Origin of the sequence: Pseudonocardia sp. 73-21, from assembly GCF_001899645.1 — a bacterium.
Taxonomy (GTDB): Bacteria; Actinomycetota; Actinomycetes; order Mycobacteriales; family Pseudonocardiaceae; genus Pseudonocardia.
The window spans coordinates 1-21,195 of the sequence record NZ_MKVV01000078.1 but is presented as its reverse complement, the minus strand read 5'-3'; the positions used below and the strand labels follow the sequence as shown (position 1 = coordinate 21,195).

Below are 21,195 nucleotides of genomic sequence, written 5' to 3'. Positions count from 1 at the left end.
GCGAGGTAGCTACTGCTCAGAGTCAGGACGCTTCGGAGACTGTGGCCTGGTCGCACAGGCGGCAGATCACCGGCTCCTCGTGTCCAAGCTCATGCCCGGCGGGGCCGACCGCTCCGCGCAGGTAGGGCTCCAGGTGCCGGGCGATCGCTTCGGCCAGCATCGGAGGAACCGCGTTCCCGATCTGTTTCGCAATCTGAATCTTCGTGCCGCACCACTCGAAGGTGTCCGGGAACGACTGCAACCGCGCCGCTTCCAGGTGCGTGATCGGCCGGTCCACCCGATGTCCACGCGGCCCAGGCTCCCACTGCGGGTGCAGATACTGACCCTTCTCCGGCTTGTAGAACTCGGTCCGGATGGTCAACGAAGGCTGGTCCCAGCGCATACGGCCCATGACGTCGGTGGTGCCGGACTTCTTCTCCCGCCAGCACCTCGGCGTCAACTCATCCGGCAGATCGAATCGCCCGCCGCCGGGAGGGATGGTCTGGTAACGCTGCAACGACAACGGGGTCGGGTTTCGGCCAAGATGCAGATCCGAACTCTTGAACCGGCCCGGCACTACCCGGTCGAACACCTCGATCGTCGACGCGGGCAGCACGGTGGTCACCGGTCGCTCCGGCAGCCCGGCCAACACGTCGTGGGTGGTGTGCCAGTGCAGTTGGCTGAACAGCGAGTCGCGGCGGCTATGAGTGGCTGTCGGTAGCGGGATCGGTCCGATCCGGGACCCGATCGCGATCGTGCGTTTACGCCGCTGCGGCACCCCGAAGTCGGCCGCCAACAGATGCCCGGCGGTGAGCTCGTAGCCCTCGAGAAGCCCGCCCTCGGCGACCTCGTTCTGCAACAGCGCGAACTCCGCCGAGGACAGGAACCGGTCCACGTTCTCGATCACGAAGACCTTCGGGCGAGCGTGCTGAACGAACCGGATGTACTGCTTCCACAGCTTATTGCGGGGATCGTTCACATCCCGCGCACCCAGGTTCGAGAACCCCTGGCACGGCGGCCCACCGATCACCAGATCCACCGGCGGGATGTCTTCGTCGGGGATCTCGGCGATGTCGTCCCACCGCATGTGCGACTCCCCGAAGTTCGCCGCATAGGTTGCCGCCGCCGGCAGCTCCCACTCCACCGCCATCTCCGAGCGGTACGCCCCCGTGGACAGGAAACCCGAGGTCATACCGCCGCAGCCCGCGAACAGATCGATCATGGACAGCGGTTTGGGACCCCTGGTAGCCACCACGCCAGCACGTTAGCCGACCGCAGCACGAGGGCCATCATCGCGGTCGGCGTGTCGCGACCAGATCCTGCACACGGCGTGCCGCCGTCGCGGGATCCTCGTGCTCCCAGATGCGCAGCACCGCCCAATCCACCTCGGCCAAGCGACGATCGGTATCGGTGTCCCGCCGTCGGTTGCCCTCGATCTTGGCGCGCCAGAACTCAGCATTCGACCGCGGCCACGTCGCGTGCTCCGGACAGCCGTGCCAGAAGCAGCCGTCCACGAACACCGCCACCCGCGACGGCCCGAACACCACATCCGCCTCCCGCCGGACCCCGGGCACTGGCCGACGATGCACCCGGTAGCGCAGCCCGAGCCGATGCAGCTCCCGTCGCAACGACAACTCCGCACCGGTGTCCCGGGCCCGCTGGCGCGACATCCGGGCACGGGTCGTCGGGGTCGAGGGAAGCGAAGGCACACCGACATGGTGCCCGAGTGGGCCCGCACGAGCCGGGCCCCGAGACCGTGGATAGCGCGAGCTCCGACCGGAGGCTTTCGCCTTCCCCGGATAGACGTCAGCGCGCGGTCGAGTTCGTCGACGACAGCTGGGCGTTGAGTGTCAGTGGGCGGCTACCTCGGCCAGAAGATCGTCGAAGTCCAACAGTCTGCGCTGGTCCACCAGCCGGTGGTAGGTGTCGACCCATGATCGAGCTCGTGGGGTGGTGGACGCGACGTCGGCGATGGCGACATCAAGGGCCGCGAGGTTCAGGTGGTAGACGCAGTCGACGGATCCGGATCCATCCGCAATGATCTTGAGCATGGCCGGGCGAGGCTCGATGGTCACGACGGCGTAGTGGGGCATCCGTCCTCGTCGCAGACCCACCAGGCGGCCACCCTGGGACACGCAATCCTGGGCTCGGTCGGTTCGCAACGACCATTTCGCCGACACCCCGACCACCAGCTCGGACAAGGCACCGCCCATACCGGGCCGGGCGGCGGCCACGTCGAGCTTAAGGATCGACTCCCCAGGCAGATCGCGACGCAGCTGCTCGACCACCGCGGCCTCAGCACCGAGCGCCCCTTCCAGGCCAGCGAGCAACGTGGCGAGCTCGGACCGGTCCGATCCCACCGGCAGGCGCGCGACCCGGTCGGCGATCCTGCGCGCGAGCGCCTGCGATCCGACATAGTTGCGGACGAAGCGGGGCAGGACGTCGAGATGGGAGTACTGCGCGTACCCCGTGACCGTGGCACCTCTGACGACCTCAAGATCAGGGCGAACCGCCTCAAGAGCGGCCTTGATCCCCCGCTCCAGACCAGCACCCGGATCGGTCGGGGCGGGACAGGTCCTGGCGACACCGAGCGCATCCAGCAACGCGGTACCCAAACGGACCGACAGCGTGTCGCTCGCGTCCGACATGTTCGGTCTGTCTGTCAGAAACCCCTCGTCGGTGACTCGATAGCCACAGAGAGTGGACGCAAACACGGCGGGCACAACATCACCCTGCCACGCGGCGACTCGGTTCAAGCGTCCAAGGCCATGTCAGTACCCGCGAAGACACGCAAGCACCGATCCAAGCGATGTAAGAACTTGGCCGTCCGGTTTCACCACCGCCGGTGGCGGGCGGAGACTCGGTCGGCACGCGGAACGTCGGGGTGATGCTGTCCCTGCTCTCTACATCGATCTTCACCGTCATCGCCTAGATGTAGTAACCCAGGAGGTTGTTGACGGCGTGTCGGCTTGAACGAGGGAGGGCCTCCGGGCGAGGTGGGTGTGTCTGACGCACCAATCTCGGCCACAGGAGGCCCTCCGTGTCGCACCGTAACGCCCGCACCACCGTGTTCGCCCGCAGGCTGATGGTGGAACGTCATCTGGCTGGCTGGCCCCAGGCCCGCATCGCCGAACAACTCGGGGTGTCGCGCCCCACGGTGGCCAAGTGGATCGGCCGCTACCGGGCCGAGGGCTGGGCCGGGCTGGAGGACCGTTCCTCGCGCCCGCACACCATCGCCAACCGCACCGCTCCTGCGGTGGAAGCGCAGATCCTGACGCTGCGCGCGGACATTCGCCGCGGCGCGGTCTACCTGGCCGGCGAGCTCGGCCTGGCCGCCTCCACCGTCGGGCGGGTCCTGGCCCGCCACCACGTGCCACACCTGGCCTCGATCGACCCGATCACCGGGGCCGAGGTGCGGCGCCGGCACTCCGGGATCCGCTACGAACGCCCCCACCCTGGGGATCTGCTCCACATCGACGTCAAGAAGCTGGGTCGGGTCCCTGATGGCGGCGGGTGGCGGCTGCACGGCCGCTGCGAGGAAGTTCGCGGGCGCGGGATCGGCTACGACTACCTCCACGTCGCGGTCGATGACCGCTCCCGGGTCGCCTACATCGAAGCGCTTCCCGACGAACGCGACCTGACGTGCGCCGGGTTCCTGCACCGCGCCATCACCTGGTTCCGCGACCAGGGGGTGCGGGTGCTGCGGATCCTCACCGACAACGCCAAGGTCTACCGGATCGGTGGCAACTGGCGGGCGGTGTGCGTCGCGCTCGGGCTGCGGCGCCGGTTCACCAAACCCGGCTGCCCCTGGACCAACGGCAAGGCCGAGCGGCTCAACCGGACCCTGCTCACCGAGTTCGCCTACGCCCAGCCCTGGCTGTCCAACACTGACCGGCTCGCCGCGCTGGACAGCTGGGTCCACGACTACAACACTCGACGCGCCCACTCCGCCCTTGGCGGCCGTCCCCCGATCACCCGACTCGCCGCATGACCGTCAACAACGTCCCGGGTCAGTACACCTAGAGCAACGCGTGCACGATGTCTGGTGTGTCGGTACCGAGCTGGGATCGGTGTCGTCGAGCTGAGCGGCGGCCTGCGCAAGCGTCTGCGCGACCACCGGCGCCTGAGCGGGCTGCGAACGGCCGGGAAGCCGCAGGGCTTCTACCTCGAGCACCTGCGCGCAGGGCAGCCGCATGCACCTCGACGTCGCCACCTCGGCCGAGCTCGACAGCGACAGCGGGACGGTCCCGCTGCACCTCGGGCGCCGCACTGCCCGGCACCTCCCCGAGCACGCCGCGATCGCGCTCGCCTACCCTCGACGCGGGGGTCGAGCTGTCGAACCTCGAAACTGCGTAGGCGATCGGCATCCCTGTCGCCGTGGGGCATACCGTCCCAGCGATGGACGTCCGGCGACACACGATCGAGCTGCTCGCGACCCCGCGCGGGGACACCCGATTCGGGTCGTCCTACTTGCCTGCGGACATCGTCGCCCGCAGTGGGTGCCGCCTGCACGAGGCTCACGCCGCGCTGTGGGGCCTGCTCGCCGAGGGCATCGCGTACCTCGACCCTGGACAGCAGGGCCCCGACAACTGGCACTGGCGGCTGACCGAGGTCGGCTTGCTCGCCGCATCGGGCGGCACGTGGGAACCGCGCGACCCCGACGGGTTCCTGCGCCGCCTGCGCACGCGGGCGCCCGATGTCGACCCCGCAGCGCTCGTCTACCTCGACGAGGCGCTGCGCGCGTTCAACGCCCGGTGCTACCTCTCGTCGTCGGTGATGCTCGGCGTCGCGGCCGAGCAGGTGTTCATCGGCCTCGCCCGCGCGGTCGTCGCCGCAGTCGGAGCCCGTGCGATGAAGCTGGGCACCGCGCTCGATAACCCGCGCAGCTCGCAGAACACGCGCTTCGACGAGCTGCGCAAGGTGCTCGAATCCGACCGCGCGACCCTGCCGCAGGGGCTCGCCGACCCACTGACACTCGACGCGGTAACCGACCTGCTGCGCGTCACCCGCAACGACGCCGGCCACCCGAGCGGCGTGCAGATCGACGAGGACACGGCCCGCACGCACCTCGCGGTCGCGGGCGGGTACCTCGCGAAGATGACCGAGCTGCGTAACCACTTCGAGGCGATCGCATCTCAGGCGGCCGCGTCTCAAGCGGCCACGGCGGTCCCGCCGACCCGGCCGAGCGGCCCATGATCGGTGGCGGAGGGAGGGCGGGGTGCAGTCGGAACTCGCGGACCTGGTCCCGTGTCAGATCCGGGATGCGGCCGACGCTGACGAACACCTGCGGTCGGGACTGACCGACAGAACCATTTGGCAGTACCGGATCACTGTCCGCATTCGGCTATGCAACGTCTGTCCTTCCGGCGTGGGGATCTGCTGGAGGACCTCCAACAATGAGGGGTAGTCGTCGAGGAAAATCCGATGGCAATGTTCGCTGTTCATGATGGAACGGTCCGCCCACCGGGGTGAGTGGACCGTTCCACCATGTGATGTCGACGTCGCTGCGACGCTGGAGGAGCCATGCCGTGCTCAGTCGAGGCGCTTCAATGCCGGAGCCAATGACACAGGCCCGTACGGTAACCGTTAGCAGGCTGGGACGCCGGTGACAGTCTGGTTGGCCGCTGCGCCGTCGTCGACGTAGTGGGCGCTGAGGTAGCCGCTATTCGGAGCGCTGGCGACCGTCGGTCGGGTGACGTTCGTGACGGCGTACCAGAGGCGATTGCCGTAGGCGCCGACCGCGTCTCCCCAGGCGTAGCAGGTCAGCTGTACGCGCTCGCCGCGGTAGACACCGTGTCCGGTGACGCGGTCGGTGTCGGCAGTGTGGGGGCTCCTCCGGAACCACACGCCGTCGGGCGGGGCTTCGCTGGTGTTCATCACGGTGAAGGTCGGATGTGTGGGTGACGGTGCTGGTACCGGCTGGGGAGCCGGGGTGGGATCCAGAGGGGCAGGTGGCGTCTCGGGCGGTGTGTCCCAGTTGCCGCCCGTGTTCCGGACAGTGGCCCAGACGATGTCGGCGTTGGTCTTGCAGGCGCCGCGCTGCAGGCGATTGCCAGCGTAGTTCGTCTCGCAGAGTCGATACATCTCCGTACGGAAGCGACTGTCGATCCACGCGCGTGTCTCCTCAGTCCGGCTGAGGGTCAGGCCCTTGCCGAAGTTGCGGTAGCCGAAGTCATGGAGCTGGCAGGGCTTGTTGAACAGGTTGCGGTAGACGTTCGAGACGAACCCGATCTGCTCTCTACCGCTGCAGCCGTCGTCGGACCAGTTGAAGGCGTTGTACGGCGACGGCTTGCGGCACCCCGGGTAGGGGAATCCGTTGTTCTCGTAACCGTCCTTGCGGCAGCCAGCCCGGGTGAAGTCGTCCTTGCGGGCGAGGAACCCCGAGTAGGTGAGGTTCATCGTTTCGACGGCGTATCGGGTCTGCTCGTTTCGGTCGATCTGAGTGTAAGCCAGGGCGGGAGTGCCCGCGCTCGCGACGACCGCGATCGCCAACGCGGTGATCGTCGCGGCTCGCGCGACCAACCGGGCTGTTCGTGTGGGGCGCCGTGTAGGGGCGCCGAGGTGTGCTCGCATCGGGGGCGTATCCGTTCAGGTCCGGGGAGTGTTTGCGGCTGTCACCCGGGCTCGGGACACCCATCGGTCCCTGGAGGCGGGCGATCGGCCGCAGCCGCAGTATTGAGAGTGACGATTCATGTCGGCGTCATGCGAACGACCCACATTTCCGTGTTCGGCCGTGTTCGTACTGTAACGAGATGGACGTCGGCGGCTATGGTTCTGCTGGCAGGCGGGAGGGCCGAGGCGTGGGATCGCACCTGGATGCGGTGGAGCGAGTTCTACAGCTCGGCCGGCGCTACGCGGTCGGCATCCGAGTCGTCACGATCATCCCGATTGCTGTTGTCGCGGTACTCGCGGATCCATCGAAGATCGGTACTGCCCTGGTAGTCATGACCGGATTGGCCTGCTGGAGTGCGATCTACCTTGTCGTTTTGATCCGCGGTCGTGTCCGGGGGGTGACGTTTGTCGATGCGCTGGTGGTGTGTTGTATCGGGGTTGTCGCAGCGGACCTGACGCCCGCCACGTGGTTGGCCTCCGGCAAGTCGTGGGTCAGGCCTTTCACGACCTTCGCGTCGGTGGGCTATCAATACTCGACCAGTTGGCGGATCGGGGTGCCTGCCGGTGTCGCAGCATGCACCGTCGTCGCGGTGAGTAGCAGCCTGGCCCAGCCCGGCCCTCTGGGTGTCGACACTGTCGTCACCGCCGTGTGGTCGAACGCCATTCCGATGCTCGGACGGCTGCTGTTCTCTTTGATCACCCGGGCCGCGTCCCGTGCCGACGGGATGCGCGCAGAGGCCGACGCGGCCCGCCTCAAGCTCGAGGTTGCCGATTCCGTCCGCGCTGACGAGCGGCTGACCGCCGATTCCTTGCATGACACCGCGGCAACGACCCTGCTCATGGTCGCAATGCGGCCAGGCGCAGGACTCGACGAGGCCATCCGGGAGCGGGCCCGTCACGATCTCGCCGTCCTGCATTCGATGCGGACGGCGGCGCCGCCTGAGCCGGTCGACCTCTGTGCGGAACTGCGTGCCGCGGCAGCGAGGTGCACACTGGCCGTCGATGTCACCGGGCCCGAGGCGCTCGACATCGCGTCCACGGTCGCCCGTGCGCTCGCCGATGCCGCGGCGGAGGCCCTGACCAACGTCGCCCGACACGCCGCGACAGCCCGCGCACAGTTGCGCTTCGGAGACGCGGACCGGGTGGTGTTCGTCGAGGTGATCGACGCCGGATGCGGATTCGACCCCACCGACGTCGCAGCGACGCGCAGAGGCCTCCGAACCTCGATCATCGCCCGGGTCGAAACGGTCGGTGGGACGGCGGAGATCGTGTCCGCCCCTGGCAGCGGGACGAGGATCCGGTTGACGTGGCCTCGATGACCCACCGCGGGATCACCGCGCAGGAACTACTGCACGGGCTCCGCCTGGCGATCACGACGATCGCCGGAACCGTGCTGCTGACTGCGAGCCTGCCCCGCAAGCTCGCCGCGCACGATCACTTGACGCCTCAGCTCGGAGCGTACGCGACACTGTTAGGACTCTTAGCGGTCGAAATTGTCCTGTTGGTTCGGCGCCGTGACTGGGGCCGGCTGCGAGGGCCAGCGTTGGGGCTCACGCTCGCAGCGTCCATCCTGTCGACGTGGACGTTGCGGCCTGAGTACCTGACCACCTCGACCGATTGGTCGTTCGGCACGACCGGGTGGATCGGTGTGATCCTTCTGTACAACCGTCCAATATCGCTGCTGGCCGCCTTCCTCGTAGCCCACGAGGCGGTCACCGTGGCTCGTGTCTTGACCTTGCCGGTTGATCGCGATTTCGTTCTTAATCTCGTGGCCGGGTCCGTGGGGACGGTGGGGTTTCCCTTGGCGTGCGGGCTTGCTTCGGTGGCTTTGCGTAGTATCGCAGCCCTTGCTGAAAGGGCGCAGGCCGAGACTGCGGCCATCCGGACTGCGGATGCGGTGGCTACCGCGCGCCACGCGGCGCGTCAGCACCGTCTCGCCCTGCTCGACGCTGCAGTGGAACCGCTTCTTCAGGGGTTGGCCGACGGCGGCCGAATACCGACCGACCCCGCCGTGCAACGGGACTGCGCGGTCGAGGCGGCGCGCCTGCGTCGGATGCTCGCCGAGACCGACCTCAGCGACGATCCACTTCTCCATGAACTCCGGCACGGGGCCGACGTCGCGGAACGGCAGGGCCTCCTTATCGAGTTCGAGACCGTCGGGATCTGGTCAGCACCCAGTGTTGAGGTTCGACGGGCGCTGCTCGACGGGCCGCTCGCGGCACTATCAGGCGCACGGTCCTGGGCTCGGGTGTCGGTCATCGGCACCGGTGAAGCGTTATCGGTGAACGTCGTCGCCGACGGCACTGGACCAGTGGCTCCGTCTCCACGCACTGACGTCGAGTACCTCGTCGTCTCCGAGGACGACACGACCTGGATCGAGGCACGGTGGACCGCCGCATCTCGCTCGTCGTGATCGACGATCACGAAGTCGCCCGCAAGGGCCTGGCGGCATGGTGCGCCGAGAGCGATCCGCCCATTCACGTCGTGGTCGACGGAGCCTCCGTCGACATAGCTTTTCATGGGCTTGCGCGGACTGCGGACGTCGTCGTGCTCGACCTTCAGCTCACCCCCGGGCTGCCGACCCTCGATGGCCTGCAGCGGCTAGTCGCAGCCGGACGCCGGGTCGTCGTCTACACCCAGATCGCCGACGACGCGATGGCCGTACGATGCCTCGACAATGGCGCGATGGCCTATGTCACCAAGGCCGAAGCCGGCGAGCATCTCATCGCGGCCATCCACGCCGCCGCCGACGGCCGGGGCTACACGCCGCCCACCCTGGGCGGGGCCATGGCCGGCAACTCCGACCCACAGGGCCCATCGCTCTCGATCCAGGAGGTGACCGCGCTGAAGGCGTGGTTCGCGTCGCGATCGAAGTCGATGGCGGCGAAGTCGATGGGCGTTGCGCCGGCCACCATTCACACTTACATCGACCGCGCACGGGCAAAGTACGCAGCGCACGGCCGCCCGGCGCCCTCCAAGAGCGACATGGTGAGACGCGCGCTCGAGGACGGACTGATCGATTTGTCCGAGCTGGGAGATGCCGACCGGCCCTGAACGCGCAAGAAACCATGATCCTCGAACACAAACCTGGGAGAGCTCAGTAGCGTCAGGACGTTCGTCGTAGCAGGTCGGGAGCCGGAGTCAGGTTGGGCTGAACCATTGCTTCTGATACCGGTGACGTCCTGCTCCACGCCGTCGACGGTTCCGCCGGTCGGCTCGTCGGCATGAAGCCGCCCGATTCCGATAAGACGGACCGCGACATCGGCGCTGCGATCGCCCAGGCTCGGAGGGCCTAACGGAATTTGTCGTAGGCGCTCGGCGACGAAAGGGCTCGTCCTGGTGAGAGTAGCCGTCGATCCTGCCCGCGCCGATCGAGCGATCGAACTCCAGATCACCGACTCCACCAACGAGGGCGCATCCGATGGCGCGCAGAGTCTGCCCCCGTTACCAGCGATCGAGAGACGGTGACCAGCACCCTGGCGGGGACGGTCAACTACGTCTCGCTGTCTGAGGTCTGCTCCGAGTAACGGGGGCTTGTGGACCTCCTCCAGTACCTTGCTCAGCTGCCCGGTCAAGCTGGTGCGTTCGGCGACGTCGGCCAGCAGCCGCGACCCTGTAGGCGAGGCCGCCCCCTTCACCGTCGGCGGTTGTGGTGATTTCGAGCGGGTCGTTCTAGCCTCACCCTGGAAAGTCCCCCTTCGCTTGACGAACCTGCGACTTTAGCAATCACAATTTCCCTGATCACGGGGCACTTTCGTCTATCTGGCCAAGACACGCCGGACCTCTCATGAAGATTCCGGGCTTGCGGCCACGCTCGTGACACTCGAAGACCTGCGCGCACCGAATTGCGCGTGGACCGATCGCGACGCGTTGGCCGCGGCGCAATCGGTCCACCGAGAGGTGCGCGAGGCTCAGCAGTGCGGGCTGCTCAGCCACTGCCTACTGACGGAATTGGCCGGAACGTAGCCCTCAGTGAAGGGGTAGGCCTCCGACCTGATGTAGAACCACTTGCTGGTGCCGTCCCGCTCCACTCCCGTGTTCCAGCACCGCATCGAAACGGTTGTGCCGGAGCCGACCGTCCAATACTGCGCACCCTGTGAGTGGGGCGTCGTCCACGGCGTCCACGACTTGTTCATCGTGGAGGTGTGGAACGCTTCAGCATTGGCTACTCCAGTTCCGATGAGTGGCAGCGCCGCAGTCGCAAGGAGCACGCAGAGCACTCTCCACGCCAACCGAGCCCGACGATAACCGGCGTTGAAGGAATTCACATCTTCCCCCCTCCGACATGGGACAGGTTCAGCATTGTCCAACGCCGGTCTGGTAGTAGACGTACGAGGAATGGATGTATCCGACTCGCCCACCCGCGTCGCGGATCCGGAACCAGCGGGGGCTGTTGTAATTGCTGTAGTTGCGGTCGGTGACGTTCGCGCCATCGCTGTAGCACAGCATCGTGACCGATTGGTCGTTGTACTCGTTCCAGATGACGCCGCCCGTTCCCTGGTTACCGGCGTACAGGCCGGCGTAGCTGTAGTAGTTGTTGTGGGTTACGCTCGTTCCAGCAGATGCGGTTCCGGCGACGGCAACAGCAACGGCGATCGCCGCGCCCACCGCCAGCATGAGGCCGACGCACCTGCGGACAAGCGCTGCAACTGGGAGAGGTGTGTTCATTGATTGCCTTCCAGAACGGTGACGAGGTGAGATCTCGTAGTTTCGACGAAGTCTGACCGAGCCGCGTCGGGCGAACGACCTACATTTCCACATCGAGGCTGAGGAGTTGCTCTTGCGAAGAAGGCGTCTCAACGACTGAACAGCGGAAGAACGTCGTTCTACTCGTAGCTGCGCCGCACGCTGGCGCGAAGATTCCGGCCGCTCCCCCCACCAAGGCAAAATCGATCAGGACCCGGCCCTAGCATCAAGATCGGCACCATCCGCCGCTCCAAGGGCCTCGATTCGGCGGCTATCTATGTCCCGAACCCCGATTTCCCGCGGCCACCCGTCAGCGGAGTCACCAAGGACGCCGAGCTCGCGGCAACCACCTAACCATGGAAAACAGACCGCTTGCAGCGCGAATACGCCGTCTTTACCTGCCCGCGTGACCAGCTCCGGATCGGACACCTCCGGTCCCCCGGACCGCATCCGATCCACGGGCCCACCAGCTGTCGAGCGCCAGCAACCCGTACCCGACCCCGGGGGGGTGTCCACCAGGGCGGTGTGCGGCGGGCCCGGTGACGGGCGTGACATGAGCGTGCAGGGCAGCCACCGGGTGATTTCGTGAGATCGGCGCCACAATACCGGCCCATCGTCGCGTTCGACGCGAAGACCACCGGGTACACCCTCGCCAACATCCTCGACAGTTGCACCAAGATCAGCTGGTGGTTGCAACGCGACGACCCTGCCTATATCGAGCTCGACACCGGCGGCAAGTACAACCCCGACTTCATCGCCATCGACACCGACGGCACGCACTGGCTCATCGAACGCAAGTCCGACAACAACGTCGCCCGCACAGAAGTCCAGGCCAAACGCGCCGCCGCCGAGGAATGGGCACGGTTCGTCAACGACGAGAACACCTTCGACACCTGGCGCTACCTGTTCTGCTCCGAGATCGCGTTCAAGAACGCCCACGACAGCGGGGACAACCTTGTCATCGCTGCCGGTGGGCCCTGATGACCGATCGGCAGCTGTCGAGGGCGGTCGTCGTTGACCCGCATCCGCGGCGACGCTTGCGGTAGTTCGGTCGCCGTCGGGCGGATGGTCGGGATGTCGCGGAGCTGACGGGACCTGCAGGAGGAGATCAACTGCGACAGTCGCTGCAGCGGCCACCGAGCAGATCGTTCTCCGGGATGTTGAGAAAGCAGCCTGTGCACCTCTGTTCCCGGGCGTGGCGTCTTGCGCAGTTGCAAGCTCCGCACCGGCAGAACGGCACGTTGCAGTGGGGGCAGGGCCAGCCGGTCATGGGCCCTGTATAACCGCAGCTGCCGCATCGGCGGTGCTGGCGCGGTGGGCTTGGGTCCGGTTCGGGGGGTGTCGAGCTGTGCAGCGCGTCGATCTCCCACAGATCGGTGACCGCGAGGATGGCGTAGGTGCGTTTCTCGGTGGCATAGGCGTCGAGGTATAGCTCGTGGCGTGCGCCGCCCCACGGTCTGCTCCAGAAGCTGGCCCGGCGTAGCTGGCTGCGCGGGGCGATGCGGCGCAGCGGGTGCGACTCGTGCAGTGGTTCGCCGTTACGCGGGCTCGGGTCGATGTCGCCGCGGACGGCGGCGAAGGCGACCGTGTGGGTGTCGCGATCGGTGAGCAGCACGGCTCCGGCGCACGGCAGGTGACGCGACAGCGCGATCGCGCAGGCGACCTGGCTGGCCTGGTTGTTGGTGAACAGCTCAAACAGGGCGCGTCCGGTCGGGGGTTCACCGGCGAGCGCGGCGTGGATGACGGCATCGGGGACCAGGAGTATCGAGGCGATCTCGTCGCAGAGTCGTTCGGTGTCAGCACCCGGGTCGGCGCGGTCGGCCAGCCAGTCGAGGGCCTCGTCGTCGTGGCGGACGAGGCGGTGGGCGTACTCGTGCAGCACGGTGAAGTTCTCTCGCCGCGAGTCCGGGGTGGGCGCGTAGAGGATGCCGTCGGCGCCTGCCCACGACATCCCGTCGCACCACCCTCCATGGCCTCGCAGACCTCGATTGCCTAGTTCTGCTTGTCGATCACCGCCAAGATCATCGACGGCGATCACGGTGATTCCGAGGGCCCGCAGCGCGGCGTGGGGGTGGCGGCGCAGTGCATCCGCCACATCCGGGTCGAGTGCGGACACGATGCGGTCGGCGTGACCGCGGATCGTCGGCATGGTCATGGCGGCAGCAGGGTGGGGTGGCGGCTCAGCGCGGTGATGACGCCGAGCAGGGCGCGTCGGGTCATCGTCGACCGGTTGCGGTGATCCGCGCTTACCAGTCTCCGGTTCAGCCGCGCGGTCGCCTCCGGCACGGTGGCCTGTAGGGCGGTTGCGAGGTCGTTGAGCGCGGCGTAGATCTCCGGGTCGTCGAGCAGGCCGTACCAGTCCGGCTCGGCGTGCTGAATGACCTCGATCAGCTCGGCAGGGGTTGTCCTGAGCAGGTGCGCGAGGTCGGCGGCAACGGCGGGTGTCAACGCGGTGTCGCGGGTCTCCCAGCCGAGCGCATCGTTGGTGGACACGGACCAGCCACGGGCGGTGAGGTATCTCGCGATCTGGCTCGGCTTCAATCCAACGGCTTGACGGGCGCGGCGCAGCCGGCTCGCGGAGATCCGACGGGCCGGGTCGGCCACAAGACCGAGCGCGAGCGCGAGCGGATCCTCGTTCGGAGTCGGCATGGCGGCCGGGTCGGGCATGTCGTCCGGCGCGTACCTCGGCCCCGGACGTTCGGACGGATCCGGCGCAGTCCCGATTTCAGCGGCCGATATGCCGACGGTCGAGGCGGGGCCTGGTCGGTTGGCCAAGCCGCGCAGCCACGGGACGAGCTCGTCGACGACGGCTTGGTCCTCGGCGCTGAGCAGCGCACGGACAGCTTCATGGGTGCCGGCGTCGGATGGGTCGCTGTCGTCGTGGAGCACGGCGTGGATCACCCGTCCGAGCGCGCCGTCGTCCGGGTCCGGAGCGCCCGACTGCAGACGCCCGTCCGTAGGCGGTGTGGGGGGAGTTGGCGGTGATATCGGTAGTCGGGTCATCGTCGGGTGCTCACCTCCCGGAGATGGCGCAGGGTCTGGTCGTGGATCTGGGAGACGCGCTGGCCGGTGATGCCGAGTTCGTCGCCGAGAGCCTGATTGGTCATTCGGTCGCGATAGCGTCCTTCGATGATCCGTCGTGCCCGCCCGTCGAGCGCCGCGAGCGCACCATCGAGCCGGTGCTCAGCCTCGCGGCGAGCCGGATCGGTCACAAGTCTCGCGAGGACAGCCTCTCCGGTCGGGTCGGGCCCCGTCGCGTGTCGGGCGCCGAAAGTATCAATAGCGCCGGGTTGGGCGTCGTCGCCGTGCTCACCGGTGTCGTCGCGATCGCCGGTGTCGCCGCTGAGGCTGTCGTCGGATGCCAGCGGCTGGATCCGGGTGCGCTCCTCGGCGAGGACCCTGCCGTGGGTGATCGCTGCGTTGCGGATCATCGTCGTCAGGTAGGCCCGCCAGTTCTGCACGCCATCAAGCCGCTCCTCACCGAGGAGTCGAACGAGCTCACCGAAGACGCCCTGCAGAACCTCATCGACACCATCTCGAGTGGCGGCGTCCCCGAGGACATGGGCAGCGACCCGACGCAGGTGGAGTCCGTGATCGCGATACAGCGCAGCCGGTGCCGGTGGCGGATTCTCGTCGAACCCGAGCGTCGCCGGCGAGGTCGGTGAGGCCGTCCGTCCGGGCACTGCCCGGGCTGCGCGGTCCTCGCTAGTCACCATCCCAGTATGCGATCCGTCCCGGACGCTCCGACGTGGATCACGCCGCGCTGAGCGGTCCGGTGTAGAGACGCTGCGCCCAACGGCGGCGTACCGCGGAGCGGCACAGACAGGTTCCGGTCGGATCGGGCGGCATCCTGCGCAGGAGGCCGGGCGGCAGGCCGGCGAGGTCGACATCGACTCGCCCGTCGAGCAGCGGCAGCTCCAGCAGCTGCTTGATGGTCTCCGCCGCGGCGATCGTCCCGGCGAACCACGAGACGTGGGGTGCGGCAACCGCGACCACCTCCTGGGCCGAGCCCCCTCCGGGCGGCGGTGCCCCTGCGCCGGTGCGGACCGCGAGCGCAGCCTCGGCGTAGGCCTGCCGGACGAGGTCGGCCAGTGGGGCACCGACGAGCTGCCGGCGGCGGACCTCCGGGACCCGGCCGGCGGCGACCGCGAGGTCGAGATCGGCGGCGGTCAGTCGCGCGTCATCGCGGCCGAGCAACTCGAGGATCCGCGCCACCGACAGGCCGGTGCCGGCTGCGTGCACCTCCGCCTGTGTGGAAGGTGGCGCGGCGTCGACGAAGTCGCAGTAGGGGCATGCCCTGTCCACGGCGGCGACGGGTTCGCGTTGGGCATGCAGGCTTAGCCCGGCCACCCCGATCGAGAGCGTGTCGCGAGCCAGCACATCGGCGACCTCGAGACGCCCCGACAGGGTGTCCACCGACGAGACCAGCAGCCCGTCGAAGCCCGGGCGCTCCCGCCCGGCCACCCACGGCCCGACCCGGAGTGGTGCCGCAAGCGCGACGAGCCCGGCCCCGCAGAGCCGCTCGGCCATCGTGACTGCCTTGGAGCCGGTCTCACCTCCCATCAAGGCCGGGTACCGGAACGGGTTGCGCTGCGGGTCGAAGTCGTCAGCGTCGATCAAGACGATGCGCGGGCGCGCGACCGCCGCCGGTAGCGCAGTTGTGTACCCGGGCGCCAGAGCGGTCGCGAGCAGTGCCGCCGTGCTCGTGCCGACCGAACCCACCCCGGCAATGCCCACTTCAGTGATGCCGACGCCAGCCATGCACACGGGCCGAGCCTCGGATACGGACCCCGGCGAACCGGTCGGCTGGTGGGTGATCAGGTCCAGGGCGTACAGGCCCCGCAAGGCCACCCCGGGGTATCCGAACGGGCCGAGCACCCGGTGCAGCAGCTGCCCGGTCATCAGGCAGGCCGCGGCGTGTACGCCGAGTCCGTGGCTGTCGACAGCCACCGAGACCGGAGCGATGTCGATCCGGGCGGTCCAGTCGTCACCACCGATCCCGTAATCGCCAGCCGAGATCCCGGCCGCCCCGATCGTGACCGCGATGGTGTTCCCGGGCGGGGTCAGGGGCGGCGGGCGCAGCGCGCGGGTCCGGTCGAGCAGCTCGGCGATGCTGCGGACCAACCACCAGTTCGGCGGCAGTTCCAGATCCCGATCGGTACGCACGTCCCCGAACAGGCGGGTCGACAGCGCGGCCGCCGCAGCAGCCGCGACCGCCGCTCCGCCCCGGCAGTCCTCCCCGAACCGGAACAGGATCCGCACGTCGTCGAGGGCGTGTAGGACAGCGACGGCGTAATCCGGGGGGATCTCGGGGCCGATCAGTCGCAGCCGCGGATCCCGACCGGCCGGAGCATACTCGAACGCGGACGGTGTGGTCATGGCGTTCTTTCTCCGGAGTTGGTGTCCTCGGCGATGACCCACAGGTCGCGTCCGGGGCCCGGCGGCAGGTCACACCACCGCTGCCCGTCGTGGCGCAGGACGGCGCAGGCCAGCAGACCACGCCGCAACCCTAGGCCGAAGTACGGCACGACCACCGAGAGCGCGCCCCGATAGGTCAGCACGGGGTTGCGGTCGTCGATCGGCGAATGAAACGCCTCGCCCGGATGGGAGTGGATCCTGGACACGAACAGCTCGTCGACACCCAGGGCGGCAGCCAGCTCGAGCTGCCCCTGCGCCGTGACGTGCACCGACACGCCCATCGGTGACCGCGACGGCCGCTGATCAGGCACGACCAGCCGGACCCCGTTCGGCCCGGCGGCGATCATCGCGGTGCCTTCGCAGCCCTCGGCGCCACGGCACTCGAAAAATGCGCGTGCCTGCTCCAGGACGACGGCGCTGAGCACGAGCGGCGCCGAGTATGCCGACGACGCCGCGCTCACCGACGCGTCCGGCCGCGTGCGGGCGATCACATTCCCGCCTTGGTGAGCAGCCGGTCGAGCAGGGTGTCCGCACGGGCGGTGTAACGCACCGCGTCCCATCGCTCAGTGTGGTGGCCCTCATACAGGTAGAAACCACGAGTGCCGGACACGCACACCCAGGGCCTGCCGAGGACCGGGTGGACACCGTGGGCGTAGTTAGGCGGCCATGACTCCAGTGGGAGAATCTCGCCTGCGTCGTCGACGAACGCAATGTCGAAGGGCTCGGCGTCGTAGCGGGTGCCGTCGAGGCGCAGCCGCCAGCTGCCGTCCGGGCGAACCAGTGTCATGACCAGGCTGCAACCGTCACGCTGCAGGTCCGCCGTCCGGCCCTCACCGAGTGCATTCCGTGCGAGCGCGACCTCGCTATCGAGCAGGTCAGCCAAGACATCAGGATGCAGCATCGCTCAGCCGTCGACCTGCGGAGCACGGTTGATCAGAACCAGGACGTCGCCCGCGCGGACGCCGACCTCGGCCAGCGTGCCGGTCGGGTCGAGGTTGGCCGTAGTGCCCAGCCTCGCCACCGTCAGAGCGTAGTCACCGACGGTCAGCTCGTGGCGGGCCACGAAGTAGCTGACCGCCCGCGTCGTCAGCGCCGCGACGGTGTCGGCCGCGTGGACGCGCTCGTGGGTGCTGTGCCCAGCCAGCGTGCGGATCGTGACGGTGAACGTGGCGTCGCGCCCGCCACCGTGGTGACCGGCCGCGGGACCAACCGGACTCGTCGCGCGGTCCGTGACGCCGGGACCGATGGGCTCGTTCATGCTGTCCTCCTCATGGTGCTGGATGCGGTTCACACCCACTGGGTAAGAGAGCCAGCGGCGCCGCGTGAAAGAGCTCCAGGCCCAAGGTCACCCAATCGGACTAACAGGAGCTGCGGAGGCAAGAGGCCGATGCGCATAACTGCCTGGGAGCCGTCCCCGATGTTGCGGGGACCGCGACTATTACCCAGCTACCCACCACCAACCCGCGCCCATCACGTGGTTTTCGCCTTCCGATGCCACCGAACGACCGCGGCCACACCAGATATCAGACGGTCATCGCGTTGACGGCGTTGTTGTGGATGCTGTGCGTGACGCCCCGGGGGCACACGTTCGAATCCTGCCCGGGCGGCGGCCCGACCTGGCAGGACTCACGGCCATGCTCACCGGCCGCCGCCACCGGCCAAGAACCGCCGCAGGACGCAACCCGAGGCCCTGAGCGGCCCGCAGAACGACGACCAGCCCACGGCGGACCCCCTGACCGGGCCCGGACAACACCTCGCCAGCAGAATCGACGCACGAGGCGAGCTACAGCGATCTACACCCAACTGCGCTGAACCGATGTGAACCTGCTCACAAGTCTGGAGCAAACCGTGACCACATTTCGCCGTCGCGGACGCCGTGCTCCAGATTTGCTCCAGAACCGTGCACATCGCTGATCAGACAAGATCCACTATAGATCAACTTCAGTGATCAAGCACCAGCAAGTAACCGCAGGTCAGAACGCAGAACGGGCGGCTCCCCCGTCGAAGGGAACCGCCCGTTCCGGCCGTCGGGACGACAGGATTTGAACCTGCGACCCCTTGACCCCCAGACAAGATGTCACCCTCGCCGACGCGTTCGTAACGGTCGTTCCCTCGCAGGTTGTTAGTACGACAGCCGCACATCGTGATCTACCCGGCGCAACGCCGGCGGTAGTGGAGTCGGCGGGCTCGGGCTTGGTGGGCTCGTCGCCAGGTTGACCAGCTCAGATAGTCGATCAGGCGTCGTGCGGGTCTGGTGATCAGCACGTTGAGCAGGTGGCGGATCTCGTTGGTGGTCAGCTCGAGGAGCTCACGACCCTCGCGGTCGCGCGGTGATGGCGTCGCGTCGCGGGCGTCGGCGACCAGGACGGTGAGCACGGCCAGGGCGAGCATGGCCAGCACGGTGTGGCGGTGCCAGCCGGTCCAGCTGCGGACCTGGTAGTGGTCCAGCCCGACCTGGCTTTTCCCAGCCTGAAAGCTCTCCTCCACCGCCCAGCGGGTGCCGGCGACGCGGACCAGGCGCCCCAGCCCGACCAGGGTGGGCGCCCGGCACAGGTAGAAGGCCAGCTCGCCGGTGCGGCGGTGGCGACGGATCAGCAGCCACCGGTCATCGGCAGGCCAGGGCTGGTCGGGGTTGATCCCGACCCAGGCGCAGTCGTAGTCGCGGGGGCCCTTCGAGCCGTCCCCGGCCGAGTGGCGCTGCCAGGCCTGTCGGGGCAGCGCGGCGGCCAGGACGTCGACCCGCACGCGGCCGGCGCCGGTGCTCACGTGCTGGTCGCACGCCACCGCCAGCACGTAGCCCATAGCGCGGGCTCGCAGCCCGGCGCGGAAGGCGGTGTTGACGCCGTAGACCTCATCGGCGGTCACCCACGTCGCCGGTACCTGCGCGTCGAGCGCGGCGTAGACCATCTGCGCGGCCAGCGCGGGCTTGGTCGCGAACGCGGTGTCCTCGGGGATCCCGGCCGCGGTGCAGCGGTCACGGTCGGCGCACCACGTCTTGGCCGGCAGGTAGAGCCGGCGATCGATCAACGCCCGCCCGTGCCGGGAGGCGTAGGACAGGAACACCCCGACCTGGGCGTTCTCCACCCGCCCGGCGGTGCCGGTGTACTGGCGCTGGACCCCGGCGGAGTGCACACCCTTCTTGAGGAACCCGGTCTCGTCGCAGATCAGCACCCCGTCCGGGTGGGCCAGGCGCTCCACAACCACCGCACGCACTTCGTCGCGCACCTCCGCGGCATCCCACCTCGCGGTGCGCAGCAGTCGCTGCATCGCATCCGGGCCGGCGTGACCGGCGTGTTCGGCCAGCCACCAGCAGTTCTTCCGTTCCGTGGCCGACAGCAACCCCGCCACGTAGTCGCGGGCGGTGCGTCTGGGCTCGGCCCGGGTGAACGCGTCGGCGACCCTGGCCATCACCCGATCGACGGTCTTCTCCCACCGCTGCGGATCGACACCCTCTACGCTGTGGCCCGCGGCCACCCCTTGATCATTCTGGCTCCACACAAGCCCGGCATGATCACGTGGTGGCCGCTCCGCGTCACGCCGCCACGCCGACGATCACGAAGTGGTAGGGTCGGGGACTGGCGCGGTGGCGTTTATCGACGGTAGGTCTTGGCGCTTCCACCGAGAGTTTCCCCGCGGCAGCTTTCGCTTCGACCATGGTCGACACTCCGTTTCCAGCCCCCGCCCGTCAAACCGTGCATGCGGTTCTCCCGCACACGGCTTACCGACGTTCTTCACCGGCGGCGTTCGGCTTTCCAGGCACGCATTGGCCTGGGCGGGACGACGATCCCATCGAGGCTGATCAAACCCAAGTGGTTCGGGGACCGCATCACTTGGGCCATGCCCCATCCCCATGCTCGGCGTCGGTTGCCACGTTTCGACAACCATAACGCGAGCCTGCGAAGGGCATAGTTCCTGATCTGACCGAGCAGCAGAGCCGAGTTCCCGTATCGGAAATACCCGGCCCAACCGCGGAGGAACAGGTTCAGTTCATCCACGATCTGCTCGACCGGCACCAGCAACCTCGACCGGGCCGTAATCGAACGGATCCGGTCTCGGGCATGGCGCAACGCCTTGCGTGCGGGCCAACGGGCGAGGAAAGTCAGATGTGCTGAGCGGGGAGTCCGCCCGCGCACCAGCCGGTTGTGGAAGCCGAGGAAGTCCAGCCCCTCGCCCCCTTCGACCAGGTGCACGATGCGGGTCTTCGCGAGCTTGGGTTCCAGCCCGAGCTCGCCCAACAGGACAGTCAACCGCGCCAGCGCGGCCTCGGCCTGCTCCCGTGAACGGCACATCACCACGACGTCGTCGGCATAGCGCACCAGCACCCCATGCTCGTCCTCCTGCCAGGCACGATCGACCTGGTGCAGATAGACGTTGGCCAGCAACGGCGAAACCACGCCGCCCTATGAGCAGTGCTGGGTTATGCGGCTCTTCCGGAAATGGAGTGCGGCTGAGGGCGTGATCGACCGCGGGAGCGGGGTCGTGTCGCTGCGCTGAGGCGGG

General features: G+C 68.0%; 20 protein-coding genes. 6 read left to right on the top strand and 14 right to left on the bottom strand.

The window, feature by feature from the left end:
• Nucleotides 1-22: 22 nt before the first annotated feature.
• The 3 genes from BGP03_RS24285 to BGP03_RS24275 form a co-directional block, all read right to left on the bottom strand.
• Nucleotides 23-1,201 (bottom strand): DNA cytosine methyltransferase, encoded by a 1,179-nt coding sequence (locus BGP03_RS24285; protein ID WP_298800794.1) that lies wholly within the window; start codon nt 1,199-1,201, stop codon nt 23-25.
• A gap of 67 nt (nt 1,202-1,268) precedes the next feature.
• Entirely contained in the window at nt 1,269-1,688 is a 420-nt protein-coding gene (locus BGP03_RS24280; protein WP_298800793.1) for a very short patch repair endonuclease, read from the bottom strand.
• 141 nt (nt 1,689-1,829) lie between these two features.
• Nucleotides 1,830-2,627: an NgoMIV family type II restriction endonuclease gene (locus BGP03_RS24275; RefSeq protein WP_298800792.1), complete on the bottom strand. Its 798-nt coding sequence runs from the start codon at nt 2,625-2,627 to the stop codon at nt 1,830-1,832.
• Between the two features lie 392 nt (nt 2,628-3,019).
• Between BGP03_RS24275 and BGP03_RS24270 the strand changes: the two genes are divergently transcribed.
• Both BGP03_RS24270 and BGP03_RS24265 read left to right on the top strand, forming a co-directional pair.
• Complete coding sequence (locus BGP03_RS24270) at nt 3,020-3,970, top strand: IS481 family transposase (protein WP_298800791.1); 951 nt, start codon at nt 3,020-3,022, stop codon at nt 3,968-3,970.
• Between the two features lie 407 nt (nt 3,971-4,377).
• A complete protein-coding gene (locus tag BGP03_RS24265) occupies nt 4,378-5,175 on the top strand; it encodes a hypothetical protein (RefSeq protein ID WP_298800790.1) in 798 nt (265 codons plus the stop codon).
• 390 nt (nt 5,176-5,565) lie between these two features.
• Here the strand turns inward: BGP03_RS24265 and BGP03_RS24260 are convergent, their stop codons facing one another.
• Nucleotides 5,566-6,471, bottom strand: coding sequence for a phospholipase A2 (locus tag BGP03_RS24260; RefSeq protein WP_298800789.1), 906 nt, complete (start codon nt 6,469-6,471; stop codon nt 5,566-5,568).
• Between the two features lie 260 nt (nt 6,472-6,731).
• Between BGP03_RS24260 and BGP03_RS24255 the strand changes: the two genes are divergently transcribed.
• From BGP03_RS24255 to BGP03_RS24245, 3 genes are read left to right on the top strand one after another with little or no spacing between them, the layout of a single operon-like run.
• Nucleotides 6,732-7,910, top strand: coding sequence for an ATP-binding protein (locus BGP03_RS24255; protein ID WP_298800788.1), 1,179 nt, complete (start codon nt 6,732-6,734; stop codon nt 7,908-7,910).
• On the top strand, nt 7,898-9,004 hold the full coding sequence (locus BGP03_RS24250; protein WP_298800787.1) for a hypothetical protein: 1,107 nt from the start codon (nt 7,898-7,900) through the stop codon (nt 9,002-9,004). Before BGP03_RS24255 ends, BGP03_RS24250 begins: the two co-directional genes overlap by 13 nt.
• Nucleotides 8,977-9,645 (top strand): response regulator, encoded by a 669-nt coding sequence (locus tag BGP03_RS24245; RefSeq protein WP_298800786.1) that lies wholly within the window; start codon nt 8,977-8,979, stop codon nt 9,643-9,645. The genes BGP03_RS24250 and BGP03_RS24245 overlap by 28 nt, the downstream gene beginning before the upstream one ends.
• A gap of 1,242 nt (nt 9,646-10,887) precedes the next feature.
• Here BGP03_RS24245 and BGP03_RS24240 read toward each other — a convergent pair.
• Nucleotides 10,888-11,208, bottom strand: a complete 321-nt coding sequence (locus tag BGP03_RS24240) for a hypothetical protein (RefSeq protein ID WP_298800785.1) — start codon at nt 11,206-11,208, stop codon at nt 10,888-10,890.
• Nucleotides 11,209-11,862: 654 nt separating this feature from the next.
• On the opposite strand from BGP03_RS24240, the gene BGP03_RS24235 reads away from it, so the two are divergent.
• Nucleotides 11,863-12,258, top strand: a complete 396-nt coding sequence (locus tag BGP03_RS24235) for a hypothetical protein (protein WP_298800784.1) — start codon at nt 11,863-11,865, stop codon at nt 12,256-12,258.
• Between the two features lie 127 nt (nt 12,259-12,385).
• Here the strand turns inward: BGP03_RS24235 and BGP03_RS24230 are convergent, their stop codons facing one another.
• The 9 genes from BGP03_RS24230 to BGP03_RS24190 form a co-directional block, all read right to left on the bottom strand.
• Complete coding sequence (locus tag BGP03_RS24230; protein WP_299737600.1) at nt 12,386-13,315, bottom strand: hypothetical protein; 930 nt, start codon at nt 13,313-13,315, stop codon at nt 12,386-12,388.
• A 113-nt stretch (nt 13,316-13,428) separates the two neighbouring features.
• The gene (locus BGP03_RS24225; RefSeq protein ID WP_298800782.1) at nt 13,429-14,178 is read right to left on the bottom strand and encodes a helix-turn-helix transcriptional regulator; all 750 of its coding nucleotides are present in this window, start codon (nt 14,176-14,178) and stop codon (nt 13,429-13,431) included.
• Nucleotides 14,179-14,276: 98 nt separating this feature from the next.
• On the bottom strand, nt 14,277-14,993 hold the full coding sequence (locus tag BGP03_RS36065) for a sigma-70 family RNA polymerase sigma factor (protein ID WP_363094387.1): 717 nt from the start codon (nt 14,991-14,993) through the stop codon (nt 14,277-14,279).
• A gap of 37 nt (nt 14,994-15,030) precedes the next feature.
• Complete coding sequence (locus BGP03_RS24215) at nt 15,031-16,698, bottom strand: hypothetical protein (protein WP_298800780.1); 1,668 nt, start codon at nt 16,696-16,698, stop codon at nt 15,031-15,033.
• Entirely contained in the window at nt 16,653-17,186 is a 534-nt protein-coding gene (locus BGP03_RS24210; protein WP_298800779.1) for a hypothetical protein, read from the bottom strand. The genes BGP03_RS24215 and BGP03_RS24210 overlap by 46 nt, the downstream gene beginning before the upstream one ends.
• Complete coding sequence (locus BGP03_RS24205; RefSeq protein ID WP_298800778.1) at nt 17,183-17,578, bottom strand: hypothetical protein; 396 nt, start codon at nt 17,576-17,578, stop codon at nt 17,183-17,185. Before BGP03_RS24205 ends, BGP03_RS24210 begins: the two co-directional genes overlap by 4 nt.
• A 21-nt stretch (nt 17,579-17,599) precedes the next feature.
• Nucleotides 17,600-17,953, bottom strand: a complete 354-nt coding sequence (locus BGP03_RS24200) for a hypothetical protein (protein ID WP_298800777.1) — start codon at nt 17,951-17,953, stop codon at nt 17,600-17,602.
• Nucleotides 17,954-18,843: 890 nt separating this feature from the next.
• Nucleotides 18,844-20,103, bottom strand: coding sequence for an IS701 family transposase (locus BGP03_RS24195; RefSeq protein ID WP_298800797.1), 1,260 nt, complete (start codon nt 20,101-20,103; stop codon nt 18,844-18,846).
• A gap of 323 nt (nt 20,104-20,426) precedes the next feature.
• Complete coding sequence (locus BGP03_RS24190) at nt 20,427-21,089, bottom strand: group II intron maturase-specific domain-containing protein (RefSeq protein ID WP_298800776.1); 663 nt, start codon at nt 21,087-21,089, stop codon at nt 20,427-20,429.
• Nucleotides 21,090-21,195 lie beyond the last annotated feature (106 nt).